Raw genomic sequence first — 21,094 nt, forward strand, 5'->3', positions numbered from 1 at the left:
GGTGCGTTAAGCGAAGGATGTGAGTCGGTCAGCGGGAAAGGTTGACCGTCGAAGGAGCAACGGATCGGTAGAAGCCCTGCTCGGTCATTTGGCCGGCGCCCTCTCCTGCCGGGTGAGGCCGACCTTCGCAGTGAAGCTTGCGGTAACGGGGGGTCGGTGGCGGTGAAGTCGATGCTGTCGCCTTGTTGCACCTTGCAGGTGGGTCTCACCCACGACGAGACAACGCGAAGCGACCAGAGAGCTCGGCGGATGCAAACTTCGTAGCGAATTTTCGCGAGGGTTGGTCCCCGGTAGCTGCCCGGTGGGTGGGCGGAACCGTCAGCTCTACTGTTATGGACGAATTTGTGCCGCGGCGGTCTTGAAATCGGTGAGACCGCGGATGAGAGCAGTAAGGCTCGATGAGTCCATCCGGTTCATTGTTTCGGTCAGGAGTTCGCGGCGGGTCCGGCGGAGATCGTTCAGCAGTCGCCGTGACGACGGCGTCAGGAACAGTGCGATTTCGCGGCGGTCGGCCTGGCCGGGTGCCCGTTCGATCATTCCGGAAGCCTCCAGTCGATCACAAAGTCGGCTGACGGAGGAGAGCATCGCGTCGAGTTCGTCGGCCAGCCCCCGTAGGTTCACGCCCTCTTGGCGCTCTATCGCCAGCAGGGTGTTCAGTTGTGGCCAGGACAATCGGGAAGCGACTCGCTCGCGGGCCGCGTCCCACACGGCCAGCAGAGCTGGCGCGGCGTCATCGACTGCCGCGGCGTGGAGTGGGCCGTCAGACCCATGGTGATCGACCAAGGTGCCGACAGGCTACCTGTACGGCCATCTCACCGCCCGTCAACGCCCAAGTTCGCCGTCATCCGGCCCACGTCAGAATTCATCGGCGTCCGACCATGCCGGGGCGAGGCAGGGGCCGGCCGCCCACCGTGGACCTTCCCGCCGGGCGGGCGGGTTCATATCGATGGGCTGGTCGCGGCTATCGACTGATGGTTTCCGATAGTCGTTAAGCCGGCTGAATCACCCGCAGTTTCCGGCGGGGGGCTGATGGTGGTTCGCTATCGGCGGCGAACTGATTTCAGGGTTACGTGCCGGCCGAGGCCGGAACGTGGAGCGCGAGCAGGGCGATGTCGTCTTCGTGGCCGTTGCCGGCGAGCCGGTGCAGAACTTCGTCGAGCAGGTTCGGCAGTGCAATGTCGGCGAGGGAGGTGAGGGTGTCGCGGAGGTGTTGTTTGCGCTGGTCGAGGTCGTCGGTGCGGGTTTCGACGAGACCGTCGGTGTAGAGCAGCAGGGTGGAGCCGGGTGGCAGATCGTGAGTGTGGTTGGTACGCGAGACGCGGCGTACCGCTCCGAGGAGCACGTCTCGCCCCGCGAGGGCGATGACCGTGCCGTCGGCGTGCAGCAGCAGCGGGGACGGGTGACCGGCGTTCGACCAGTGCAGCTGGTATCCACCGCCGGGTTGGCGTTGCACGAATCCGAGAACGGCGGTGGTGAGTGTGGGGTCACCGAGGACGAAGTTGGCGTGGTCCAAACGCCGGAGCAACGCGGACGGGGGTTCGTGGCGGTCGACGAGGTAGGCGCGCAGCATGCTGCGCAGGCGGCCCATGCGGGCCGCGGCGCGCATGTCGTGGCCGGTGACGTCACCCACGACCAGCGCCAGAAGGTTGTCGTCGAGGCGCACGACGTCGTACCAGTCGCCGCCGACCTGCTCGTCGTGAGCCGCAGGTGCATACCGCGCTGACACCTGCAGCGGTGTGACATCAGGCAGTTCGGTGAGCATGGCCTGCTGCAACAGCGACGCGACACGGTCACGGGCATCAAGGCGGTCCGCGCGTTGCAACGCTTGTGCCACATAGCCCGCCAGCGCGACCAGGACGGCCTCTTCCGAGGGGTCCGGCAGGTAGGGTTGCTTCCAGACCAAAGTCAGTGCGCCGAACGGGCCGTCCGGGCCGGGCAGCGGAATACTCGCTGACGACTGCCAGCCCATCTCGGTAAATGTCGAGACGGCGTCGGGCGCTCCGGCGGTCACCGCGTGCAGGTCCGACAGCAGCACCGGTGCCGAGGTGCGTACGGCCAGCGCGGAGGGCGTCAGAGCGCTACGGGGGTAGCGGTCCCAGCGCGTGGCGACCTGAACCGGCAGCGACTGGCCGGATTCCAGACTGATGTCGTCGTGTGTCCCGAGCAGGGACACGCCGACGTAGGCCGGGTCCAGGCTCGTGGCCACTAATTCCCGGACCGCGTCGACGACGTCGGCGAGGGTGTCTGTGTCGGCCAAGGCCACGGCGGCACGCAGGAGTAGCTGGCTGCGGTCGAACGCAGCACGCGTCTTGCGGCTTTCAGCGACGGTCGTGGCCGCTTGCTCGCGGGCGTCTCGAGTCGCGATCCGAAGCCGCAGGATGTCCGAGCAGGCCGTTGCCAGGTCTGCCAGCAGCGCGAGTTCGGTATCGGTCCAGTGCCGCGGTGCACTGTCGATCGCGCACAACGATCCCAGAACCTGTCCGTCGGCGTCGGTCAACGGCATGCCGGCGTAGCCGACGACGTGCAGGTCCGTGATGGCAAGATTCCCGGCGACACGCGCGTCGGCGCGGGCATCAGTGATTACCAGCGGCTCGGCGTTGACGACGACCTGCTGGCAGAACGAATGTGACAGCGGGGTCTGCCGCTGCTGCTGCCAGGGATCGGGAAGCCCCACCGCGCCGGGGAAGATCTGCCGGTCGGCCTGCACCAGGCTGACCAGCGCCACCGGCACCCGCAGCACCGTACGGACCATCGCCGCGAAACGATCCAGCGCCTGATCGGCCGAAGCGCTCAGCCCGGTATCACTCAGCGCCGACAGACGACCAGCATCACCCAACGAGGAACCGCCATCACCCGGAGAGGGACATGTGGCCTCTGAGGTCACGAGTACGCCTGCCGGGGCTGTGACACCAACACCCTTGCGGGGCGGTGGCCCGGCTCCCACCTTCGCCGGTCAACGTGAAACTGCACCCTCGGATCCTCACACACCAGCTATTAGTTGCTCTACGGCAAACACTTTAGCCCGTCCGGGGCGGCGGCGATATGCGCGGGTTCACGATTGCGGGGCGCTACCGTCACGCCGGGTCGCGCGCTGCGCCGGTTTACCTGGCACCATGTCGGGCAGTCACGATCCATGCGGGAGGACAACGACGGGGTGGAGATCTTCCGGTGCCCATTCCGCAACGGCGATCCCGCCCTGCCCCTAAGGCACGGCACCCGCGACGCCTTCCAACGCATGATTCCCGACGAGCATAAGCGCCTCTGCCTCGCCATAGCGGAGTCCATTCAGACGACAGAATTCTCGACCACGCCCCAACCGGCACTTCAAGCGTCGCAGGCCAGCGCGGTCGACGGCTGTGCGATCAGCAGGACCGCTTTGACATGGGGCCGCGGGTTGCGGATGCGGCAGACCACCCCGGAGGCGGTGGCGAGGCGATAGGCGCAGGCAAGGGCGCGGCAGCCGGCACTGTCGCAGAAGTCAACCCCGGTGAGGTCGATGACCACCTGTGACACCGCATGCTCGTCGAGGGCATCGTGCAGGGCGTCGAAGATGACGCCGCGGGTGGCCCCGTCGAGTTGCCCGGCCACCCAGACAGTGATCGTGTCGCCGACAGCAGTGGTAACCGCGACGGCCTGCGGTAGCTGCGCAGACCGGCAGGCCCACGGCTGAGGCGATTTCACCGCCGTCTGCCTTCACCTCGATGTCGGAACCCCCCGTCATCAGCATTGCTGGTGGTGTCCGCCGGCGTCCGGTTGCCGGTGCCACAGCACGTCCTCGCCACAATGATCTCCTTGAAGCAGGGGTTGCCTGGGAAATCTCGGTACCGACTCTGCTCGCCGTGCCGCACAGCGTCAACCCGCAGACACACGACGGACAGAGCACCCCGGGCGCGGCCGATACCGTCCAGGACGCCCGGAACGGGCAGCTACCGGACTCCCAGATCATTGTGTCCATCCCTCGGGCCGACCGTGAGATCCAGGGCTAAGCTGCGGGGCACCAGCAGCGTCGCCTCAGACCCCCGGGCCTCGCCGTCGAGAGCTTCACGAGACGGTTCCGGGGACACCATGACAATTTCAGCAGGTACAACGCACGCCAAGCCGCAGACGGTGAGCTGCCACGACGGTGTGCTGCACGAGCCGCAAGCCGTGCTCGCCGCCGCGTCGCAGGCGTACATATCGGTCGATACGTCTGGGCGGGTGGTGGGTTGGAATCCGGCAGCGGAGACCACGTTCGGCCACACCCGGGAACAAGCGTGCGGGCAGCCCGTCGACGAGCTGATCATTCCGCAGCGGTATCAGTCCGCGTTTCGGGCCGGGCTGGTCCGCCTGGCAGCCGGTGAGTTCGCCCGGATCCTCGGGCCACGGCTGCAACTGTTCGCCGCGCACCCGGACGGCCACGAGTTCCCGATCGAGATGACGCTGACCGCGACCGACGAACCCGCCGGCCGGATCTTGCACGCCTTCGCTCACGACATCACCACCCGTTATCGGGCCAGCCGCTTCACCGACGTCGAAGCCGCCGTCTCCCGCGGCCTGGCCGAAGCCGCCTCCAGCACCGACGCCGCCGCGCGGCTCGTGCAAGCCCTGGGCATGAAGATGCACTGGCCGGTCACCGAGTTGTGGCTGGCCGACGAGACACGACAGGTGCTGTCCTGCACCGCCCGCCACGCCGCACGCGGGTACCGGCTGGGCCGATTCGCCGTCGACGAAGTCGAACCCGGCACCTGGCTTCCCGGACGGGTCTACGCCCAAGCGCAGCCCCAGTGGATCCCGGATCTGGCCGCCGACACTCGCAGCGTGCGCAGCCGCGCCGCAGCCCGCATCGGCCTGCACGTCGCCGTCGGCGTGCCCGTCTGCAGCGGCGGGCACACCCTCGGCGCGCTGTGCGTCTACGGCGACCGCGCCGAAGACCCCGAAGACGTCCTCATCGCCCTGCTCGCCGGCGTCGCCGCCCAGGTCGGCCAATACCTGGAACGGCGCCGCGCCGAGGAGCTCACCGTGGAACTGGCCCGGACCAAAGACGAATTCCTCGCCCTGGTCACCCACGAACTACGCAACCCACTAGCGGTGATCACCAGCACCACGTCGCTGTTCGAGGAAGAACTCGACACCCTGACACCGGACGACCAACGCGAATACCTGGCCACGATCTCCCGCAGCGCCCAACGCCTGTCGGTCATGGCCGAAGACCTGCTGGACCTCGCCCGCCTTGAATCCGGGCACTTGGCCATCCAACCCGCTGCCACCGACCTGTGCGGCATCATCCGCGACGCCATCGCCGCCCTGCGCCGGAGCGCGGACGACAAAAGCCTCACGATCGCTGCCGACCTCCCCGACCATCTGACCCTGGACGCCGACCCCGACCGGCTGCGCCAAGTCGCCGACAATTTGCTGTCCAACGCCGTCAAATACACCCCGGCAGAAGGCCGGATTACCGTCGCCGCGACCGCCGAAGGCGACGAGATCAGCTGGACCGTCGCCGACACCGGCATCGGTATACCCCCCGACGAACGGTCCCGGCTGTTCCGCCGCTTCTACCGTGCGTCCACCGCCCTCGACCGGCGCATCCCCGGCACCGGCCTGGGCCTGGTCATCATCCGCACCATCATCGAACGCCACCACGGCACCATCACCGTGGCCGACACCGACGGCCCTGGCACCACCTTCGTCATCCACCTGCCCGCCAAGGCACCCACCTGCCCTTGCTAACCGCAACCACAGTCCCCCAGTCGGGGGCGGTAGCGATCCGTCATCATGCCCCGTCGCCATGATGAGGCAATCAAGGCTTACGACGGTGACGGCGTCTACCGATGACACCAAGGTGCGAGACGGCCTGACGAGGTCGAATTGTTCGAGGACGCCGCATTATGTGTCCGGACGCAGCGGCGGGCCGTCAGTCCGGTAGCGGACCGCCGCGGAGGAAGTGATCAAATGCCTCAAGGCCTAAGGCGAGCGGGAGGTCGGGGTCGGCGCGAACGGTATCGATAGTTCCCTCGGCGGACCCGCGAACAATAAAGACTCCGTCTCCCGCGGCATAAGCCTCATGCCGAAATGCGAGCGCGAATCCGCCAAGAAGTAACGGTCAGCGGCGGGCCCGGCCCGCCTTGGACATCAACCGGACTAGGACGGTGGGGTGTGCCGGCGGACGCGCCCGGCGACCCGGACTGCCGGGCCGGTCCCGATTTTGATGATGCGGAAAGCGACCCGGCTGATTCAGCGGGCCGATTTCCGGATTTTCATCGATGGCGCTGCACCCTCGGGTGGCGCCGAGGGGTGATTCAGGGTGACAGTTTCACGTTCTGGGCGGGTACGGACAGATAGAAGCCTTGTTCCGTGAGCTGGTCAGCGCCCTCGGCGATGGTCACGCCGACCTTGGCAGCGAATCCTTGCGCCGCCTTGGTGACGGTGCCGGTGAAGTCGATGGTGTCGCCTGGCTTGACCCTGTAGACGGACTCGCCGCCGGTGTCGGTGAGCTGCACCCACAGCCGGTCCTGCTCGCCTGTGCCAACCCAGAAGCCCTCATCCGCGGGAACGGACTGCACCCGCACCTGGCGGCCAAGCGCCTCTTTACCGCCCTTGGCGGACAGGTTCTGCACGTTGGCGGCACCGAGCAGGTTCACGGCGTCAGCGGTCACCGTCCCTGACACCTCTGACGCATTCGCGGCATCGGGCGAACCGGACCCGGCAGATGCCCCAGGTGGGCTCACCGCCGACGTTGGCGAGGAAGTAGAGGAAGCAACAGACGCGGGAGCGCTACCCGCCGGCTTGTCATCGTTTCCGCACCGCGACAGCAACATCACAAGGATGATGCCAGCGATGATCAGCAAAACCAACGGCAGGAACCACTTGGGCAGGGAAGCGCCCGCGCCGGAGGCCGGCACGGCGGCAGGGCGCGAACCCGAATTACGAGGATTCTCTGGCATGACGCGAGGATGCCCCAAGATCATTAAACCAAACTAGTCATGCATACCGACAATTACATTCCTCACGCTGCCGGATATTCAACACGCATTCTCATCGAATCGGTTTCGCTCAACCACGGGCCGCACCGCGACATTCGCCCTACATGTAATGTGAGTGTTATTCAGCGTGTGGCCGGCAAAACCGGCGGGTATCGCGGACGGGCACCCCGCTGCGACCCCCTTTTCGGATGGAGTACCTCGATGGGCCGTGAAATTACCGATGCGTTCGGCGACATGCTGCGCAATGTCTTGCTGTTCGTGCCGAAGGCGCTCGCGTTCGTGGCGATCCTGCTGATCGGCTGGCTGATCGCCAAAGCCGTGCGCAAGGTCGTCGACAAGGTCCTGGAGCGCGTGGGCTTTGACCGCGTCGTGGAACGCGGCGGCGTGCGAGCCGCGCTGGCCCGGTCGCAGTACGACGCCAGTGACATCGTCGCCAAGATCGCCTACTACGCGATCATGCTGTTCACTCTGCAGCTGGCGTTCGGCATCTTCGGCCCCAACCCGATCTCCGCACTCATCACCGGCGTGATCTCCTGGCTGCCCCGCGCGTTCGTCGCGATCATCATCGTGGTCGTCGCCTCCGCTATCGCCAAGGGCGCCAAGGACCTTATTGGCGCCAGCCTGGGTGGCCTGTCCTACGGCAGGACGCTCGCCAATATCGCCAGCGTGTTCATCCTGGGCCTGGGTATCATCGCCGCCCTCAACCAGATCGGCGTCGCCACCACCGTCACCACCCCCGTCCTAGTAGCGGTGCTGGCCACCATCGCCGGCGTGATCATCGTCGGAGTCGGCGGCGGCATGATCAAGCCGATGCAGGCCCGCACCGAGCAGTGGCTGCGCCGCGCGGAGTCCGAAACCCAGGCCATCCCGGCGCAACCCGCCGGGTATACCGCTGGGCACACCGCCGAAACGGCGAGTCCGGCGACATACTCCACCCAGCCCCTGCACCGCGAATACTGACCCGCGCCCTACGGCGCAGCACGACCCTCCCAGCCGTCACATAGAGGGCTTTTCTCGGCGGGGGCAGAGCCGGGCCGGCTTTACCCCCGCATCGGTTCCACGCGCCGTGACGGCCTGCAACGCCTGAACCCAACAGCCTGCAACGGCCCTCATCGTGGATGCACCAACCGTGCACCCACGCCCGTCCCAGTGCACCGTCGATGGCAGGAGGCCTAGCGATGACGAAACCCGACTCGCGCATCCGGGTGTCTACTCACCCGGCAAAGGACCGCACTGCTGGCGCCTCGGCATGATCAGCGTCTCTCCCAGCGCCAGCGGCGCCACTGGTGCCCGAGGAGCTCTCCGCCAAAGCGTTAAGAGACTCCTGCCTCGCAGTGGCGTGGCGGGTGTTTTTCATCGGCATATGCGCCTACGGCACGTCCTCATGGTCCGCGAGCGGATGGCGAGCTGAGACCATGGCACGCTGTACCCGCTGGCTCTGGCCCCACGGCTCGCCCCGGTTTCCGCTGACCGTCGCCGGGCACGGCCGGATCAGCCACACCCACCTTCGCCGCACCGGCCGGCTGGTTGAGATGGCCGGTGAGGAGCCGGGCGCCTGGGGTTTGTTGTTCGTCACCGACGCATGCGGCCGCCATTGGACCCTGTTCTCCCCGGACCCTGACTACACGGCTATGTACGCCCCCGCGGCGCACACCTTTGCCCTCGACCTCACCCTCTTCGCCACCAAATTCCCCGGCTGGGCCCGCGGATGGCGCATTCCCTGAAAAGGCCCCGACAGGCGCCAGTCCCGATATCGCGGGACCATTACCGAAGGGCAACGATGCCCGACCGACACAGTGCGAAGCCGATAGGGATAGGCCGAGCTTCCGGCCCACGGTCCCCGTACCGTCCTGGCCTTCGGCTCTCACCGCAAGCCAGCCGATCAAGGAGGCCCAGCCGACCGGTGATACCACCTCGATCACCTAATCCAAGCCGTACAAGACAACGTCGCTCAAGGTCCGTGCCGGCCAGCGTGGACCTTCGTCGAGGTTTCGCGCTTCATCGACCCCGAGTGGTTGGTGGAAGTCGACGTCCTCGAGGTGACGACCGCTCATAGCATCTTGATCAACGTGATAGGCCGCGGGAACGGCGGCACCCGGACGCCGCCCGGTGTCTCGTTCGGAAGGAGATTTGGGGCTGCTGGTCGTCGTGCACGCAGACGTCCCGCTTGTCAGGTGGTGAACTGGGCTGTGATCGTCCGGAGGCGTTCGGCGGTGGAGGAAAGTTCACCGGCGGCGTGCGCGGTGGACACGGCACCCGTGGTGGTCTGTCGGGCCTCGTCGGTAAGGTGACCGACGCCCGCGGCGATGCCACGTGTGCCCTCCGCGACCCTGCTGATGCCGTGGCTCATCTCGCGGGTGGTCGCGGTCTGCTCCTCGACCGCGGACGCGATGGTGGCCTGCAGGTCGGTGATCTGGGCGATGGTCGTTTCGATGTCGTCGATGGCGCGTACGGTAGCCGAGGCATCGGTCTGGATCGCGTCGATGCGGGCGATGATGTTCTGGGTGGCCAGGCTGGTTTCCTGCGCCAGATTTTTCACCTCGCCGGCCACCACGGCAAAACCCCTGCCGGCGTCGCCGGCCCGGACCGCCTCGATGGTGGCGTTGAGGGCGAGCAGGTTGGTCTGCGCCGCGATCCCGGTGATCACCTTGACGACGTCGCCGATCTGGGTCGACCGGGTACCGAGCCGCCCGACGGTCTCCTGCATGGTTGTGACCGCGTCGACGGCGCCGGTCGCCATGCCCGCGGCCTGGCCGGCGCTGCTGGAGATCTCTTGGATGGAGGCGAACATCTGCTCGGCGCCGGCCGCGACGGCTTCCACGTGTGTGGACACGTCGTCGGCGGTCAGGTTGACCTGGCCGGCGCGCGCAGCGGTCGACTCCGCACTGATGTGCATCTCGCCGCTGACGGTGGACAGCCGGGTGGAGGCGCCGGCCAGGCCGTCGGCGTCGCCGCGCAGAGCGTGCATCGCTTCCCGCAGGCGGGCGAGCGCGTCGTTGAGCGCCGCTCCCATCTGTCCGACCTCGTCACGGGTGTCCACCGGGACCCGGCGGGTGAGATCGCCCTCGGCGAGTGCGCGCAGCGCGTCGACGATGCGCCGCAGCGGCACGGTGGCGGACCGGTAGAACCCGATCAGCAGGTAGCCGACCAGCAGCACGACGATCAGCGCTGCCGCCTCGACCACGTGGGCTTTGGCCTGGAAAGCCTCGATCCGGGTGTCGAGCAGCGCGTCCAGCTGCGGCACCAGGGTCTCTGCCAGCTGGATCAGGCTCGCCGCGGCGCGCTCACTGTTCTCGGCGGTGACAGCCGTCAGATCTCCGGACGCGACCGCCTCATCAAGGCGGGTAATGACCTCGCCCACGGCCTGTTCTTCGGCCTGGACCTGGGTCTGCGCCCTCTGCAGCTCGTCGCGGCCGGTCTTCGCGAAGGCGGTGGACAGCCCGGCGGCGACCGCGGTCTGCGTACTGGCCATGGCACCCGCTGACCGGGCCAGATGCAGCCGGGCGGTCTCGGCGGCGGCTGGCGGGCCCGTCGCGGCCAGCCGGGTCTCGTCGATCGCCTGGCCGTTCAGGTCCAGCAACACGGGCAGCCGGAACACCAGCGCGTCCTATCAGATAGTAGGAGTCGAGATCCGGGTCGAGGGTGAGGTTCGAGGCATCCGAGATCGCGACGATGAGGATCAGCAGGGCGGCCGACGCTTGTCCGTACGTGTCGAATGCCTGCTGTCCCCCTCCGGCGCTCATGGCCCGGGTGACGGCGGATTCGGCGGTGGCCCAGGCCTGTGACACGCCCAGATCCGCACCGTAGCGGGAGTCGACCGCTTTCACGGCGTTGATCGCCTCAGTGAGGGCCGCGGCTTGCGGTTGCTGTCCCGCCACCGCGGTCTGTCGTGCCTGCACCGTCCGCACGGTGAGCGTCCATACCGGCCGCAGGTACGCGACGCCGTCACGCTCCTTGGCGCTGAACGCGACCTGCCCGCTCTGGATATCAACGTAACCCCAGGTCACGAAACCTAGCGGCAGGAGCAGCACCAGCGTCACCAGCAGAATTTTGTAAGCGTAACCCAACCGCCCCACGATCGCGCTGGCCAGCCGAAACACCATCGCCACCCTTCGCAAGCACATGTCGAGCCCGGGAGCCGTCACACATGGCAGCAGTTTTTCTGCGAGGCGCCGGTACGGACCTGGCGAGGTAGAAGTCACGCTCACCTGAGTGAAGATGAATGGTCAGACACATCGACCGCCTGGCGCATGACACCGCCTCACCGCACTGTGAATATTCCACCACTCCGGCATAGCTTGTCCCAAATATCGGCCAGGGGTCGGCCAAGACTTCCCGATCTGGCAAGCTCGCCACGATGCATCGAGTCTTTACACCCCAGGGTCGCGGACCGAGTCAGCGCAAAACCGAGAGTGCTGACGTCTGCCTGAACCGGACCGGTAACCGAACATGCCGCCGAGCGGGCCATTCAGATGACCTGCACCGCCACTCGGGCGATCACTGCCTCCTCGATGGCATACCCGACGGGGTGACGACTCGTCGGCCCACCATCCGTTAGCAGTGGTCAGTGAAAGCGACATGCCGATCATGTCCGGGTGGACCCGTGCCTCGAGCTGACAGGGACACGTCGACGGCTGACCTTGCTGTGATTTCGTCAGTGTCATATTGGTACCGGGCGACTCCCGACCCGCGAATTAGCAGGCCACCGGAATGATGCCAAAGTCCTTCCAGCCCATGAACTCATCGACTGACTGGCAAAGTGGTCCGGGCCGGACACCGCTACAGCCAGGACCAGTCCCTTTGACTGTGTTGCGGCTTCGCCGTCCTCTCTTTGCGAGACCTGGAAATCGGAACCAGTGCCCGGACACGGTAGGTTGCAGACCGGCGGCGCCCCGCTAATAATCTTCTGCCTGACCTGGACGGGCATCGGTGTGTCATCCTTGCCGACTCCGGCTAGTGTCTCTGTGACAATCGGCTCGGGTGACTAACGACAACATCGCTCGCCGGGTGGATCAGGGAGCAGAGGTGCGTAGACCAGACCGATCAAGGTTGCACGTTTCGGCATCGATGCGCGCACCAAGGCGCTCGCCGGACGCTGCCTGATGGCGGCAATCTTGGTTGTAGAAGACGACGACGATCTTCGTGAACTCCTCACGCTGAGACTCAGCCGAGCAGGGCATGAGGTGTTCTCTGCGGCAGAAGGCGCGGCAGCATTGCGCAGCCTCGACGAATGCCGCCCTGACGTGGTGGTGCTCGACCTCGCGCTACCCGTGCTCTCCGGCTTCGAGGTTATTCGCGAGATCCGTGCCTAGGAGCACCTGATCGACCTTCCGGTAATCGCGTTCACCGCGGCCCTGCACCCCGATGCGCAGCCGACCTCCGATCTTCCGGTCACGATCATCCTTTCCAAGCCGGTGCAGATGGCGGTACTGATCGCCACCGTCAACGAACTCGCGGCTGACGCCACCCCTGCGCACTCCACACCCCGACCACCGACATCATGAGGGCCCCGCATTACGGCGCTACGCCTCCCGTCACGGCGCTGCGGCAACGCGTCCCCCGGCGCAGGTGTCATACGAAGCAAGGCACGATCAGCGTCACGGCTGGCCGCTACGGCGAAGGAATCACCGCAGGCAGTGAGTAGCTGGATGCGGAAGCGACGATGCGAATTGAACCGGCTAAGGCGTCTGCCGATAACGTGCTCACGGCGCCAGGCGGTAGTGGGGCAAGAGGATGGCTGTGGGTAACGCGCAACGACATGAGGAGCGCAGGAAGTGGATCAAATCTGCATTCCCGAGCAGCCATGTGGAGACCGCGCTCGACCTGCTGCACATCACGGACCTGGCCTGACACGACTGTTATAGCCCCAAAGAACTCGCAATTCCCGAACCTGTCTTCGACGACGTCCTGCTCCTGGCCGACGGTGGACTGGTCACGCTCGTTCGCCGGGCACACCAAGCCATCCTTGATTTCAGGGACGTCCGCATCGCAGCTAACGATCTTCGCCACAGGGATGCGACCCGATGATCGACGCCCTGCTCGACTCCTGGAGGCATACCGTGATCACGATGAACTGCGGCGTCACCTCCCCGGCCGAGTGCGGTGTACGGCGGCGCGGACCTGGGCAGCGAGCTGAAGCAGGTCGGAACGCACCCCGAAATGCCAGTCCCATGAAGTCCGACAGCGGACTGTCACGCTGACATGGTGTCCCTGCGTGAACTCGCTTTCTGCCTGCAGGCGTCCATCGTGTCGCATACGAACGGTCAATGTGGTGGGAAGGTCCCCTAGGGACACGGACCCTACTCAACTTCGGCGCCGAGTTTAGCGAGCCGGTCGGCGAAGCGAATCATGCTTCCCCAGGTGACATAGAAGCTCGCAGATGTCGGCCGTGGATCAGGCTCCACGGACGCAAAAAGGGGCGTCTCGGGGAATGTCGATACGGCAGTGTGAATGCCGAGGGTCGCCGTGGGGTTGCTCCCGTGGGCTCCGGCCGCTACCCGCGCTGATGCACAGACCAATCCCGCAATCTTGATCGAAGAAGGTAATTCTTTCCTCCATTGCCGTGATGCTACCGGACGTTGCAGGAGGGCTAGCGCGCGTAAAGGTGCTGATCCGACGATAGCGGATGTTACCGACACGGCCTGACGACCCATTTGCGGAATCACACAGGTCCCTGGAGAGAAACGCACTGGACCATCGGCGGGAAATCGGCGGGAAGACGAGTTGCCCGGTGAGGGTGAGAACCCTACGGACGCGGTGGTGCATGTTGACCAGCCGGCACGCACCGCTGGGGTGAGCAGATGGTGCACAACGCACGCAGCGCGGCGTGGCGCTTGTCACCTGGAGGCGGGAACGAGCTCATCAATCCTCAGCAGTAGAATGCACTTGCCGGGTGCTGGGGCTCCCCCGTGCCTCAGCACCCGGCCCACCACAGGGCCGGGTACTTGCCTGTACTCGACGGCTCGAAGATCGCTCCCTCATCTCGCCGACCACCCCTGCAAGGCTCGACGACCGTCGGCCCTGCCAACGGCAGGAAAGGGTTCGCGAGGTAGTCGGGGTCGGTGTGGCGAACGGGGCTTCTGAGGTCGGCCGAATCGTGCGCACGGCAGCCCGAAACCGGCCAGAATGGATTCTGACCACCGGACGGGCAGGACGACGGGCAGACGTTGCTGACACTTGGTGAACGCCACCCAGCTTCATGACGGCACACCCTTCGGCGGGGCTGGGATGTTCGCCAGTCTGCCCGTCGTCCTGCCCGCCTGGTCAGACCAGCCGTCCCCACAGTGTCGTGGCCAGGCGGGCATTTCACCCTCCTCCAGCCCCACGCCCGCCAACACTGCGGGTGGCTCGCGGAACCGCTAACTTGAATCTTTTAGCCCTGGCGTCGGACGCAGGCACGATGTCCTGGGCAAAATCGACACGATCGGTGGGGTGGCGGATCCGTGGCCGTTCCGCCGATGAACGCTCAGAACGGATCCGGCGAGCGGACCCTTCGAGGCTGTTCAGGACTTCGTGATGGCGTCCACGAGATCGCCGACCGGCCGGTCGGGCAGCGCGCGGGCCACGTCGGCGAGCGCGACCATGCCCACCAGGTCGTGCCCGTCGATGACGGGCAGCCACCGTACTTGGTGCCGGCCCATGGTCCGCAAGATTCCTCGGGCATCGTCGTCGGCGCCGATGGTGATCGGCTTGCCCTGGAGGAGCTCGCCGGCAGTGACCTCAGACGGGTTGCGGCCTTGGACGATGGCTTCGCCACGATGTCGCGGTCGATGAGCGTGCCCTTAAGCCGGTTGCCGGCGCCGCAGATCGGCAGGGAACCGACGTCGAGGCGGGCCATCTTCTCGGCGGCGTCCGCAAGGGATTTCTTCTCCGTCACGCAGGTCACGTCGGAAGTCATGACTTCTCGGGCGTTCGGCATACCAGGTCAGCTCGTTGTCCTCAATGGATGGGGGCGTACCCGGCAGGCAGGCGTTGAAGCTCTGCGGGGCCGCGTTTCTCACGGCGCGCCAAACCTCGCCCCGCCCACCGGCTGTTCGAATTTGGGGGGCCGTAGTCGGGGGTGCAGGGAGGGCGGCAGTCCTGACCAGGTGAGTGGGTGGCGGTCTGAAAGCGAACGATCTCCGCCCCTATGTATCCCTGCGAAGCTCGCACCCCGACCCGGCCGCTAAGGGATCATGCCGTTGGCGCGCATAGCCGGGTGGGCATGTAGTGACGCCGCGCGCTCGCCTCCGGCATCGGGAAGGTGCATCGCCACGCAGGCCGTGACACCGTCAGGTCGGTGTTCGAGGGTGAAGTGATGGGTGAGCTGGCGGGCGAGCCACAGTCCGCGGCCCCCGGCGACGTGCGCGGGCGGTCGCTGCACGTCATCGGGGGGCGTGGTGAAGCCGGGTCCTTGGTCGATGACCTGGCAGATGATTGTGTTGGCGTCGCGGCGTAGTTCGACCTTGCCGTGCCCGCCGCCGTGGCGCGGGGCATTGGTGATCAGTTCGTGGGCTGCCATGCACAGGTCATCGAGTGAGTCGTCGTCCAGCCCCGCCCGCCCGGCGTGGTGGCGCAGCGCCTGCCGTAGGGCGGCGAGGTTGTCTGCAGTGAACGACTGACCCCACCACACGTTCTGACCCCTGTCGCAGGGCGCGGGGCCGTCAGCGTTCATCGCTGGGCCTTGGAAGTCGTCACATTGCACGTTATGACCCCTACCCGTGGGGCCAAACACGGTACGGGGCGGGCTGTTCTGGAGGTGCCGCGCTCGGGGATCTCAGCTGCGCGAGTCCGGTCGGCATCGGTACGCGTCTGGTTGCCGCTGGTCTCGTCGCCCACAATCGGACCTGCTCACCTTCGAGCGGGCGGCTTTCGCGAGGGGAGCGCATCGGGCACTGCAACGGTGGGCGGGGCGGCATGACCAGTCACTGGAGATCACTCGCGGAACGAGCGTGGTCCCAGGGTCCGGTAGGATAGGAATTGCCACCGGTCAAGGTAATCCGTTGGCCTGACGATCGGTGTGCACAGCTGGCGTTACCGATACCGTGAGGCGCTATGCATTCCTGGTTTGAGCAGAGCGTTGCCGGCATGACGGCGGCGGTCCGGTGGGAGCACGCAGGGGCCGCGGTAGTCGAGGTGACCGGGGATCTCGATCTTGCTTCCGCGCCGGAGTTGACGGCCGTCCTCGACAGGGTGTGCGCCGAGCATCCGGAACGGATCTCGGTGGACCTCGCCGGGATCACGTTCTTCTCCTGCGCGGCTGTGCGGGAGTTGCTGTCTGTGCACCAGCGCTGCCCTGCAGCGCTGAGCATCGTGCGCCCGGCGGATATTGTCCGGCGAGTCATGGACACCCTCGGTCTGGGCTGGGACCTAGAGGCGCTCAGCGTCTGAACGGCGCCAACCCTTCGACGCGAGTCGCCCAGCTGATCATGTCCGCGAGAATCGGGAGCTGCCCCGCCAAGCGTGATGGACCCGGTGTGGGCCAGCCGGTCCAAGGAGGGGTTCGCACGGGCCGGCCTTGCGCGCTCCAACGCCTGGAGCGCGGTCTGCGCTGCGCTTCACGCTTGGCGGGACAGAACCGAATGGTTCTGTCCCGCGAAGAGTGATCGATGCTTATCTTGATCGATCGTTGGGTGGATGGTGCGATGAGGTCATCGGCAAGCTGCTGCCGCATGGCCTCGGCTGCGCGACGCCGCGACCAGTACGGGGCTGACGGTGTCTGAAGCGCAGGGCACCATCGCCCGCGGCTGGCATGCGGGCCTTCGTTCCCCGCGTACACCCGTGCGAAGGACCCACAGAATCCGGCGATAGCCAGGAAGATGAATAGCCCGCACCGACATGCCCCTGCGGTGCGGGCTACACCCCGTGGATTGTGCCTCAGGACTGTATCCGTCCCGAGATGCGGGCCCGCAGACACGATTCCGCGCCCGTGTAGGACGTGTCGCACTGCCGTCTGTCTCATGCGATACCGGCGAAAGGAACGTCCCAACAGGCGGCTATAGTCGGCGACTATTCAACTATTCCGTTATATTCGAGATAATCGCAGGAAAGAGGAATCATGGCTAAGCAGATAGTCACCCTGCTGACCGACGACCTGGACGGCGGCGAAGCCGACCACACCGTCGAGTTCAGCCTGGACGGCGTCAACTACACCATCGACCTGTCCGAGAAGAACACCGCGAAACTCCGCAAGGTCATGGACCCGTACCTCGCGGCGGCGACCCGCGTCGGCCGCTTGAACAGCACCTCCCGCGTCGCATCCCGCAAGCCCGCACCGGCCAGGGCGCAGAAGGAACTGAACCAGGACATGCGGGAATGGGCCGCCAAGAACGGCTTCGAGGTCTCCGACCGAGGTCGCATTCCGTCTTCGGTGGTCGAGGCGTACAACGCGAAGCACTGACCCCCGCCGCAATGCCGTGGGGAGCGATTGCCGGGCGGCTCGCCGCCCGGCAATCGCCCTCATCGCCGCGCTGGTAGGCGACGCCATCCTGCGGGCGGGATCCTAATAAGGACTGACGCACCCGGGAATTGACGCGGCGTGTCTGCCCGTCGATGAGAAGTCCGCGACACCAGCCTCCCGGCATCGTCGTGCTTGGTTATCAAACGGTAGAACAAGTCCACCAGTAGGGCCGGGCCGCTGACTGGTAAGGTCAGCGGCCCGGTGTCACCCGACCGGGGGTGTCAGGCGTCGCTCTGGTCGTCGATCGTCGCGCCGGCAGCGTGTTTCTGGATCGACTCGATGGTGCTCAACGCCGACGCCTTCGCCTTGTACGTTTCGCTCGTCGCGACGACCTGGCCGTTCGACGCTACGAGCGTGAACCGGAACTCGCCGTTGCTGGCCTTCTTGACCACGAACTTCATATCGACCACCTCCACGCAGATCCGTACCCCACTCCGGCCATGATCGAAACGCCTGAGCCGGTGGGCGCCGACCGGGCTGACGGGGTCCGCAGCCCCCGCACACGGCGCCGGTCAGTCGCTCTCCGGCGGCGCCGGCGTCAAATAGGCGAGGACGTTGTCGCCGAGCACGACGACCGCGTACAACACGAGACACGCCGCTACGGCCGTGCCGGCGGCGAGCGCGGTGCGGCCCCGCAGCCAGCCCATCGCGGCGACGCCTGCGCCCCACGGCAGCGCGTACATGACGATCATTCCGGCGGACACCGTGATGCGGTTGTCGTGCGCGGCGCTCCACACGACTGGAAGCAACAGTCCCGCCGCCACACCGAGCGCTGCCAGGCCGGGACGTGACGGGATCAGGCTGGCCCAGCCGCGCGGTGCGCGCCACACCACGGCTAGGCGGTGATGGTGGCGGCCGTCGCCGCGACCGCCACCACGGCGCCGTAGGTGATCACCTGCGCGAGCTGTTCGGGGGCGATGGCGGTCGTGGGATGCCAGTGGAACCAGCTCCGGGCCATAACGATCGCCCGCACGCTCACCTGAAATCCGACGATGGCGGCGACCACGGCCGCGGGGCGAGCGCATCGCTGTCCGCCGGCCATCACCGTGCCCGCGCCGACAATGCCAGCAGTAGGCCCCAGGTCATTGGGGAATAGTCCCAGCCGATCGAGGTACGGTCGCCGTACGTCGTATGGCCCGCGATCGTCGCCGCCCACGCTGCCGCTACCGCGCATAGCACCACTACTGTGCCGCCGACCAGGCGGTGCACCTGTTCAGCTGCTGCCGGCGGGTCGTCAATTCGGAGATCACTCATCTCTGATCAACGTCTTGGCCGGTGCCGACGTTGCGCCCGGCCCGGCGCGCCGAAGACTAGGTGGACAGCTTCGATGCGCTGACTCGAACGCTCGGCTATCGGTGACGCATTTTCGTCAGCCGCTCGACGGCACGGACACGCGACCGGTATTCCTCGGCTGCTGGATCTCCCGGGTCGCACAGATCGGCGAGGGTGTGGAACGACTCGGCAGCCGATTGCAGCGCGTCGCAGTGAGGGTCGAGTTCGTCCAAGTCGATCATCATCGGGCCGCGCAACTGATGCGCGCGTCGCACGATGGGCCGGTCGCCGCCGGACACGGCGAGGGCTGCGCCGGTCAGCCGCAACGCCTCACGGAGGTCTGCGGGATCCGCGGCCGGTCGTCGGCTGTCGAAGCGGGCGCCGAGGGCGGCGGCGTAGTCGAGCAGCCGAGTCGACAGGTTCGGCCGATCGGGACCGGCTTTCTCGATGATGCGCGCGAACGCCCGCACGTAGGTGTCGGCCAGGCGCGGGTCGTGTTGACGTTTCCACTCGGCGCGGACCGCGGAGGCGTGGCCCTGCACCGCGCGCAACACCGCGGTCGGGAAGTCAAGCTCCGCGCCGTCGCTGACCGCTTCGGCGACTTCGTCGCGGACTATCGGCGGAACCAGCTCTGGTTCGATGACGTGCACGAGGATCTGCAACGCGCCGACCGCGTGCCGCTCCTCCACCGGGCTGCCCAGCGCACCCGCCCGGATCCGGTGCAGCACCGCCACTGTGTTCAGCACGTACGGGTCAACAGTGCCGGGTAGCTGCCGGCCGGTGCCGAGTTGGTCGTCCAACACTGCGCTGGCTTCCGCCAATGCGGCGGGCTCCAAGACTGCGGTCGCGTCCTCAGCACCGACGCAGTCCTGCACCCGGCGCCGCAACCGCTTCGCAGACTCCGCAGTAGCCGCGGGATAAGGCGAGATGAGCCGCCGTTTGCGGCCAAAGCTGAAAGGTGACACGCCTCGACAATACGGCTCTTTCATGCGCGCTCGTCGGCGTAAGACCGGCGGACGTCCATTCGACCTGCCCATTCGGCGAGTGGCCAGCGAGCCGACAGCATCGAGGCCGGGGATCACCGCATGGGATGGTTGAGCGGGCATCGCCGCCACGGCCGTAGGGCGACGGCGAGCGGCTTGTCGTCGATCCTGCCCGCCGCCTCGCACCCGGGGCGCGGCGGTTTGCGCGCGGACCGCCCCCACGAGCGGGACCGCGCAGGGCACTCGACGGACGTCGCGGCTCCGGGTGGCCGACCGACATGCGCCAGTGGGGCTTGCGTCACGAGCGGGTGGTTCCCTGGTCCGTCGCGGCCGTGTGTCCCGCACCCGCCGACGGGGGCAGCCACGACGCGTGGCGGGCTTTGGCGTGGACGTTGAAAGCCGCCGAAAACGCAGGCCGCCCCGCCGAAACCCTGCTCGCCGCGCTCCCCGCACGCAGCGACATCGCCACCGTACGCGCCCACCTGCACCGCTACCTGCAACCCGTCGCGGCAGCGGGAGTCCTGCCGTGGCTACCCGCGAACCCGACCGCCGTGCCCGCCGACTACGCCCGCCACCTCGACACCACCGAGACGCTCGTCCAGCAACGCCAGCTCGACCTCACCACCACCGCGTTCGCCGAACGCCCGGCGTGGCTGGCCGGCCTCGGCACCGCGCCCGTCACCGACGCGAAGCAGTACACCGCGTGGCGGCAGCACGTCGCGGTCGTCGCCGCCTTCCGCGACCAGCACCAGATCACCATCGACGACCCGGCACGCCCACTCGGCGCCTATATCCCCGCCGAGCACGCCGGACACCGCGCCTACCTCACCGCCGCGAACGCGGTCCTGGCCGCCCGCCACCCGCACACTCCCGGCCTGGATTCGACCACTGCCCGGTTGGCCGCCGACCTGTACCTCGCCCTGCCCGACAGCCGACGCGACACCATCACCGACGCCGTCGCCCAGCGGCTCGGCGCCGACTGGCTCGGCCCCCACCACGGCGACGCCGACACCCTCATCACCGCACCCATGTATGCCACCGCCCTGCACACCGAACTCATCCAGCGCGGCCACTTGCATGCAGCGCCGATACCCGAACCCACCAGCCCCGCAACCCCGCCGCCGCTCATCGCCGAGACCGTTCCCGGGCGGCAAATGGTGTGCGACCCGCCCATGCGCGAACAAGCACAGCCCCAGCGCGGCATCGACATCACTTGGTAGCCGGACCTAGAAGGCGCTCTGGATGACGCCGTTTCCTGCATTCGTTCGTCGGCTTTCGGACGGGTCTAACATGCCAGGTAGGCGGTACAGAGCCGGCCTCAGCCCGACCGGGAAGGGTTTGACTGCGTCTGGGCGCCCTCTGGCCCGCATTGGCTCCCTGGAGGCCTGGCGATCCGGTCAGCGACTGCCACCAGTAAGGCAGCGGTCGCGTTTCGGACA

At 66.9% G+C, this 21,094-nt stretch carries 19 protein-coding genes and 1 pseudogene; 7 read left to right on the top strand and 13 right to left on the bottom strand.

The features are described from left to right. Nucleotides 1-330: 330 nt before the first annotated feature. From ACIA1L_RS31770 to ACIA1L_RS31780, 3 genes are all read right to left on the bottom strand, one after another. Entirely contained in the window at nucleotides 331-783 is a 453-nt protein-coding gene (locus tag ACIA1L_RS31770; RefSeq protein ID WP_396076744.1) for a MarR family winged helix-turn-helix transcriptional regulator, read from the bottom strand. A 283-nt stretch (nucleotides 784-1,066) separates the two neighbouring features. Further along, nucleotides 1,067-2,836 (bottom strand): GAF domain-containing SpoIIE family protein phosphatase, encoded by a 1,770-nt coding sequence (locus tag ACIA1L_RS31775; protein ID WP_396076745.1) that lies wholly within the window; start codon nucleotides 2,834-2,836, stop codon nucleotides 1,067-1,069. Between the two features lie 488 nt (nucleotides 2,837-3,324). Next, nucleotides 3,325-3,681, bottom strand: a complete 357-nt coding sequence (locus ACIA1L_RS31780) for an STAS domain-containing protein (protein ID WP_396076746.1) — start codon at nucleotides 3,679-3,681, stop codon at nucleotides 3,325-3,327. Nucleotides 3,682-4,065: 384 nt separating this feature from the next. Here ACIA1L_RS31780 and ACIA1L_RS31785 point away from each other — a divergent pair, with 384 nt between their 5' ends. Continuing rightward, on the top strand, nucleotides 4,066-5,709 hold the full coding sequence (locus ACIA1L_RS31785; protein WP_396076747.1) for an ATP-binding protein: 1,644 nt from the start codon (nucleotides 4,066-4,068) through the stop codon (nucleotides 5,707-5,709). Between the two features lie 569 nt (nucleotides 5,710-6,278). On the opposite strand, the gene ACIA1L_RS31790 is transcribed toward ACIA1L_RS31785, so the two are convergent. Then, a complete protein-coding gene (locus tag ACIA1L_RS31790; protein WP_396076748.1) occupies nucleotides 6,279-6,635 on the bottom strand; it encodes a hypothetical protein in 357 nt (118 codons plus the stop codon). A gap of 528 nt (nucleotides 6,636-7,163) precedes the next feature. Here ACIA1L_RS31790 and ACIA1L_RS31795 point away from each other — a divergent pair. After that, complete coding sequence (locus tag ACIA1L_RS31795; protein WP_396076775.1) at nucleotides 7,164-7,922, top strand: hypothetical protein; 759 nt, start codon at nucleotides 7,164-7,166, stop codon at nucleotides 7,920-7,922. A 455-nt stretch (nucleotides 7,923-8,377) separates the two neighbouring features. Further along, complete coding sequence (locus ACIA1L_RS31800; RefSeq protein WP_396076749.1) at nucleotides 8,378-8,686, top strand: hypothetical protein; 309 nt, start codon at nucleotides 8,378-8,380, stop codon at nucleotides 8,684-8,686. A 446-nt stretch (nucleotides 8,687-9,132) separates the two neighbouring features. Here ACIA1L_RS31800 and ACIA1L_RS31805 read toward each other — a convergent pair whose 3' ends face one another. Further along, nucleotides 9,133-10,560, bottom strand: a complete 1,428-nt coding sequence (locus tag ACIA1L_RS31805) for a methyl-accepting chemotaxis protein (protein ID WP_396076751.1) — start codon at nucleotides 10,558-10,560, stop codon at nucleotides 9,133-9,135. 1,504 nt (nucleotides 10,561-12,064) lie between these two features. On the opposite strand from ACIA1L_RS31805, the gene ACIA1L_RS31810 reads away from it, so the two are divergent. Further along, complete coding sequence (locus ACIA1L_RS31810; protein ID WP_396076752.1) at nucleotides 12,065-12,274, top strand: response regulator; 210 nt, start codon at nucleotides 12,065-12,067, stop codon at nucleotides 12,272-12,274. Between the two features lie 2,190 nt (nucleotides 12,275-14,464). On the opposite strand, the gene ACIA1L_RS31815 is transcribed toward ACIA1L_RS31810, so the two are convergent. From ACIA1L_RS31815 to ACIA1L_RS31825, 3 genes and pseudogenes are all read right to left on the bottom strand, one after another. Further along, a complete protein-coding gene (locus tag ACIA1L_RS31815; RefSeq protein ID WP_396076753.1) occupies nucleotides 14,465-14,611 on the bottom strand; it encodes a CBS domain-containing protein in 147 nt (48 codons plus the stop codon). A 161-nt stretch (nucleotides 14,612-14,772) separates the two neighbouring features. Next, nucleotides 14,773-14,880 (bottom strand): annotated as a pseudogene (locus ACIA1L_RS31820) (CBS domain-containing protein); the annotation flags it as partial. A 246-nt stretch (nucleotides 14,881-15,126) separates the two neighbouring features. Next, nucleotides 15,127-15,615 (bottom strand): ATP-binding protein, encoded by a 489-nt coding sequence (locus ACIA1L_RS31825; protein ID WP_396076754.1) that lies wholly within the window; start codon nucleotides 15,613-15,615, stop codon nucleotides 15,127-15,129. Between the two features lie 380 nt (nucleotides 15,616-15,995). Here ACIA1L_RS31825 and ACIA1L_RS31830 point away from each other — a divergent pair, with 380 nt between their 5' ends. Together ACIA1L_RS31830 and ACIA1L_RS31835 are read left to right on the top strand one after the other, a co-directional pair. Then, nucleotides 15,996-16,331: an STAS domain-containing protein gene (locus tag ACIA1L_RS31830; protein ID WP_396076756.1), complete on the top strand. Its 336-nt coding sequence runs from the start codon at nucleotides 15,996-15,998 to the stop codon at nucleotides 16,329-16,331. Between the two features lie 667 nt (nucleotides 16,332-16,998). Further along, nucleotides 16,999-17,340, top strand: coding sequence for an Lsr2 family protein (locus tag ACIA1L_RS31835; protein WP_396076758.1), 342 nt, complete (start codon nucleotides 16,999-17,001; stop codon nucleotides 17,338-17,340). Between the two features lie 281 nt (nucleotides 17,341-17,621). Here the strand turns inward: ACIA1L_RS31835 and ACIA1L_RS31840 are convergent, their stop codons facing one another. The 5 genes from ACIA1L_RS31840 to ACIA1L_RS31860 form a co-directional block, all read right to left on the bottom strand. Beyond that, on the bottom strand, nucleotides 17,622-17,801 hold the full coding sequence (locus tag ACIA1L_RS31840) for a YegP family protein (RefSeq protein WP_396076759.1): 180 nt from the start codon (nucleotides 17,799-17,801) through the stop codon (nucleotides 17,622-17,624). A gap of 111 nt (nucleotides 17,802-17,912) precedes the next feature. Beyond that, nucleotides 17,913-18,233 (bottom strand): hypothetical protein, encoded by a 321-nt coding sequence (locus ACIA1L_RS31845; protein WP_396076760.1) that lies wholly within the window; start codon nucleotides 18,231-18,233, stop codon nucleotides 17,913-17,915. A gap of 2 nt (nucleotides 18,234-18,235) precedes the next feature. Beyond that, nucleotides 18,236-18,379 (bottom strand): hypothetical protein, encoded by a 144-nt coding sequence (locus tag ACIA1L_RS31850; RefSeq protein WP_396076761.1) that lies wholly within the window; start codon nucleotides 18,377-18,379, stop codon nucleotides 18,236-18,238. Between the two features lie 62 nt (nucleotides 18,380-18,441). Beyond that, complete coding sequence (locus tag ACIA1L_RS31855) at nucleotides 18,442-18,654, bottom strand: hypothetical protein (protein ID WP_396076762.1); 213 nt, start codon at nucleotides 18,652-18,654, stop codon at nucleotides 18,442-18,444. 95 nt (nucleotides 18,655-18,749) lie between these two features. Further along, on the bottom strand, nucleotides 18,750-19,637 hold the full coding sequence (locus ACIA1L_RS31860; protein WP_396076763.1) for a hypothetical protein: 888 nt from the start codon (nucleotides 19,635-19,637) through the stop codon (nucleotides 18,750-18,752). Nucleotides 19,638-19,933: 296 nt separating this feature from the next. Here ACIA1L_RS31860 and ACIA1L_RS31865 point away from each other — a divergent pair, with 296 nt between their 5' ends. Then, on the top strand, nucleotides 19,934-20,875 hold the full coding sequence (locus ACIA1L_RS31865) for a hypothetical protein (RefSeq protein WP_396076764.1): 942 nt from the start codon (nucleotides 19,934-19,936) through the stop codon (nucleotides 20,873-20,875). Nucleotides 20,876-21,094: the final 219 nt, after the last annotated feature.

Source organism: Actinoplanes sp. NPDC051859 (assembly GCF_044452725.1).
GTDB lineage: Bacteria > Actinomycetota > Actinomycetes > Mycobacteriales > Micromonosporaceae > Actinoplanes.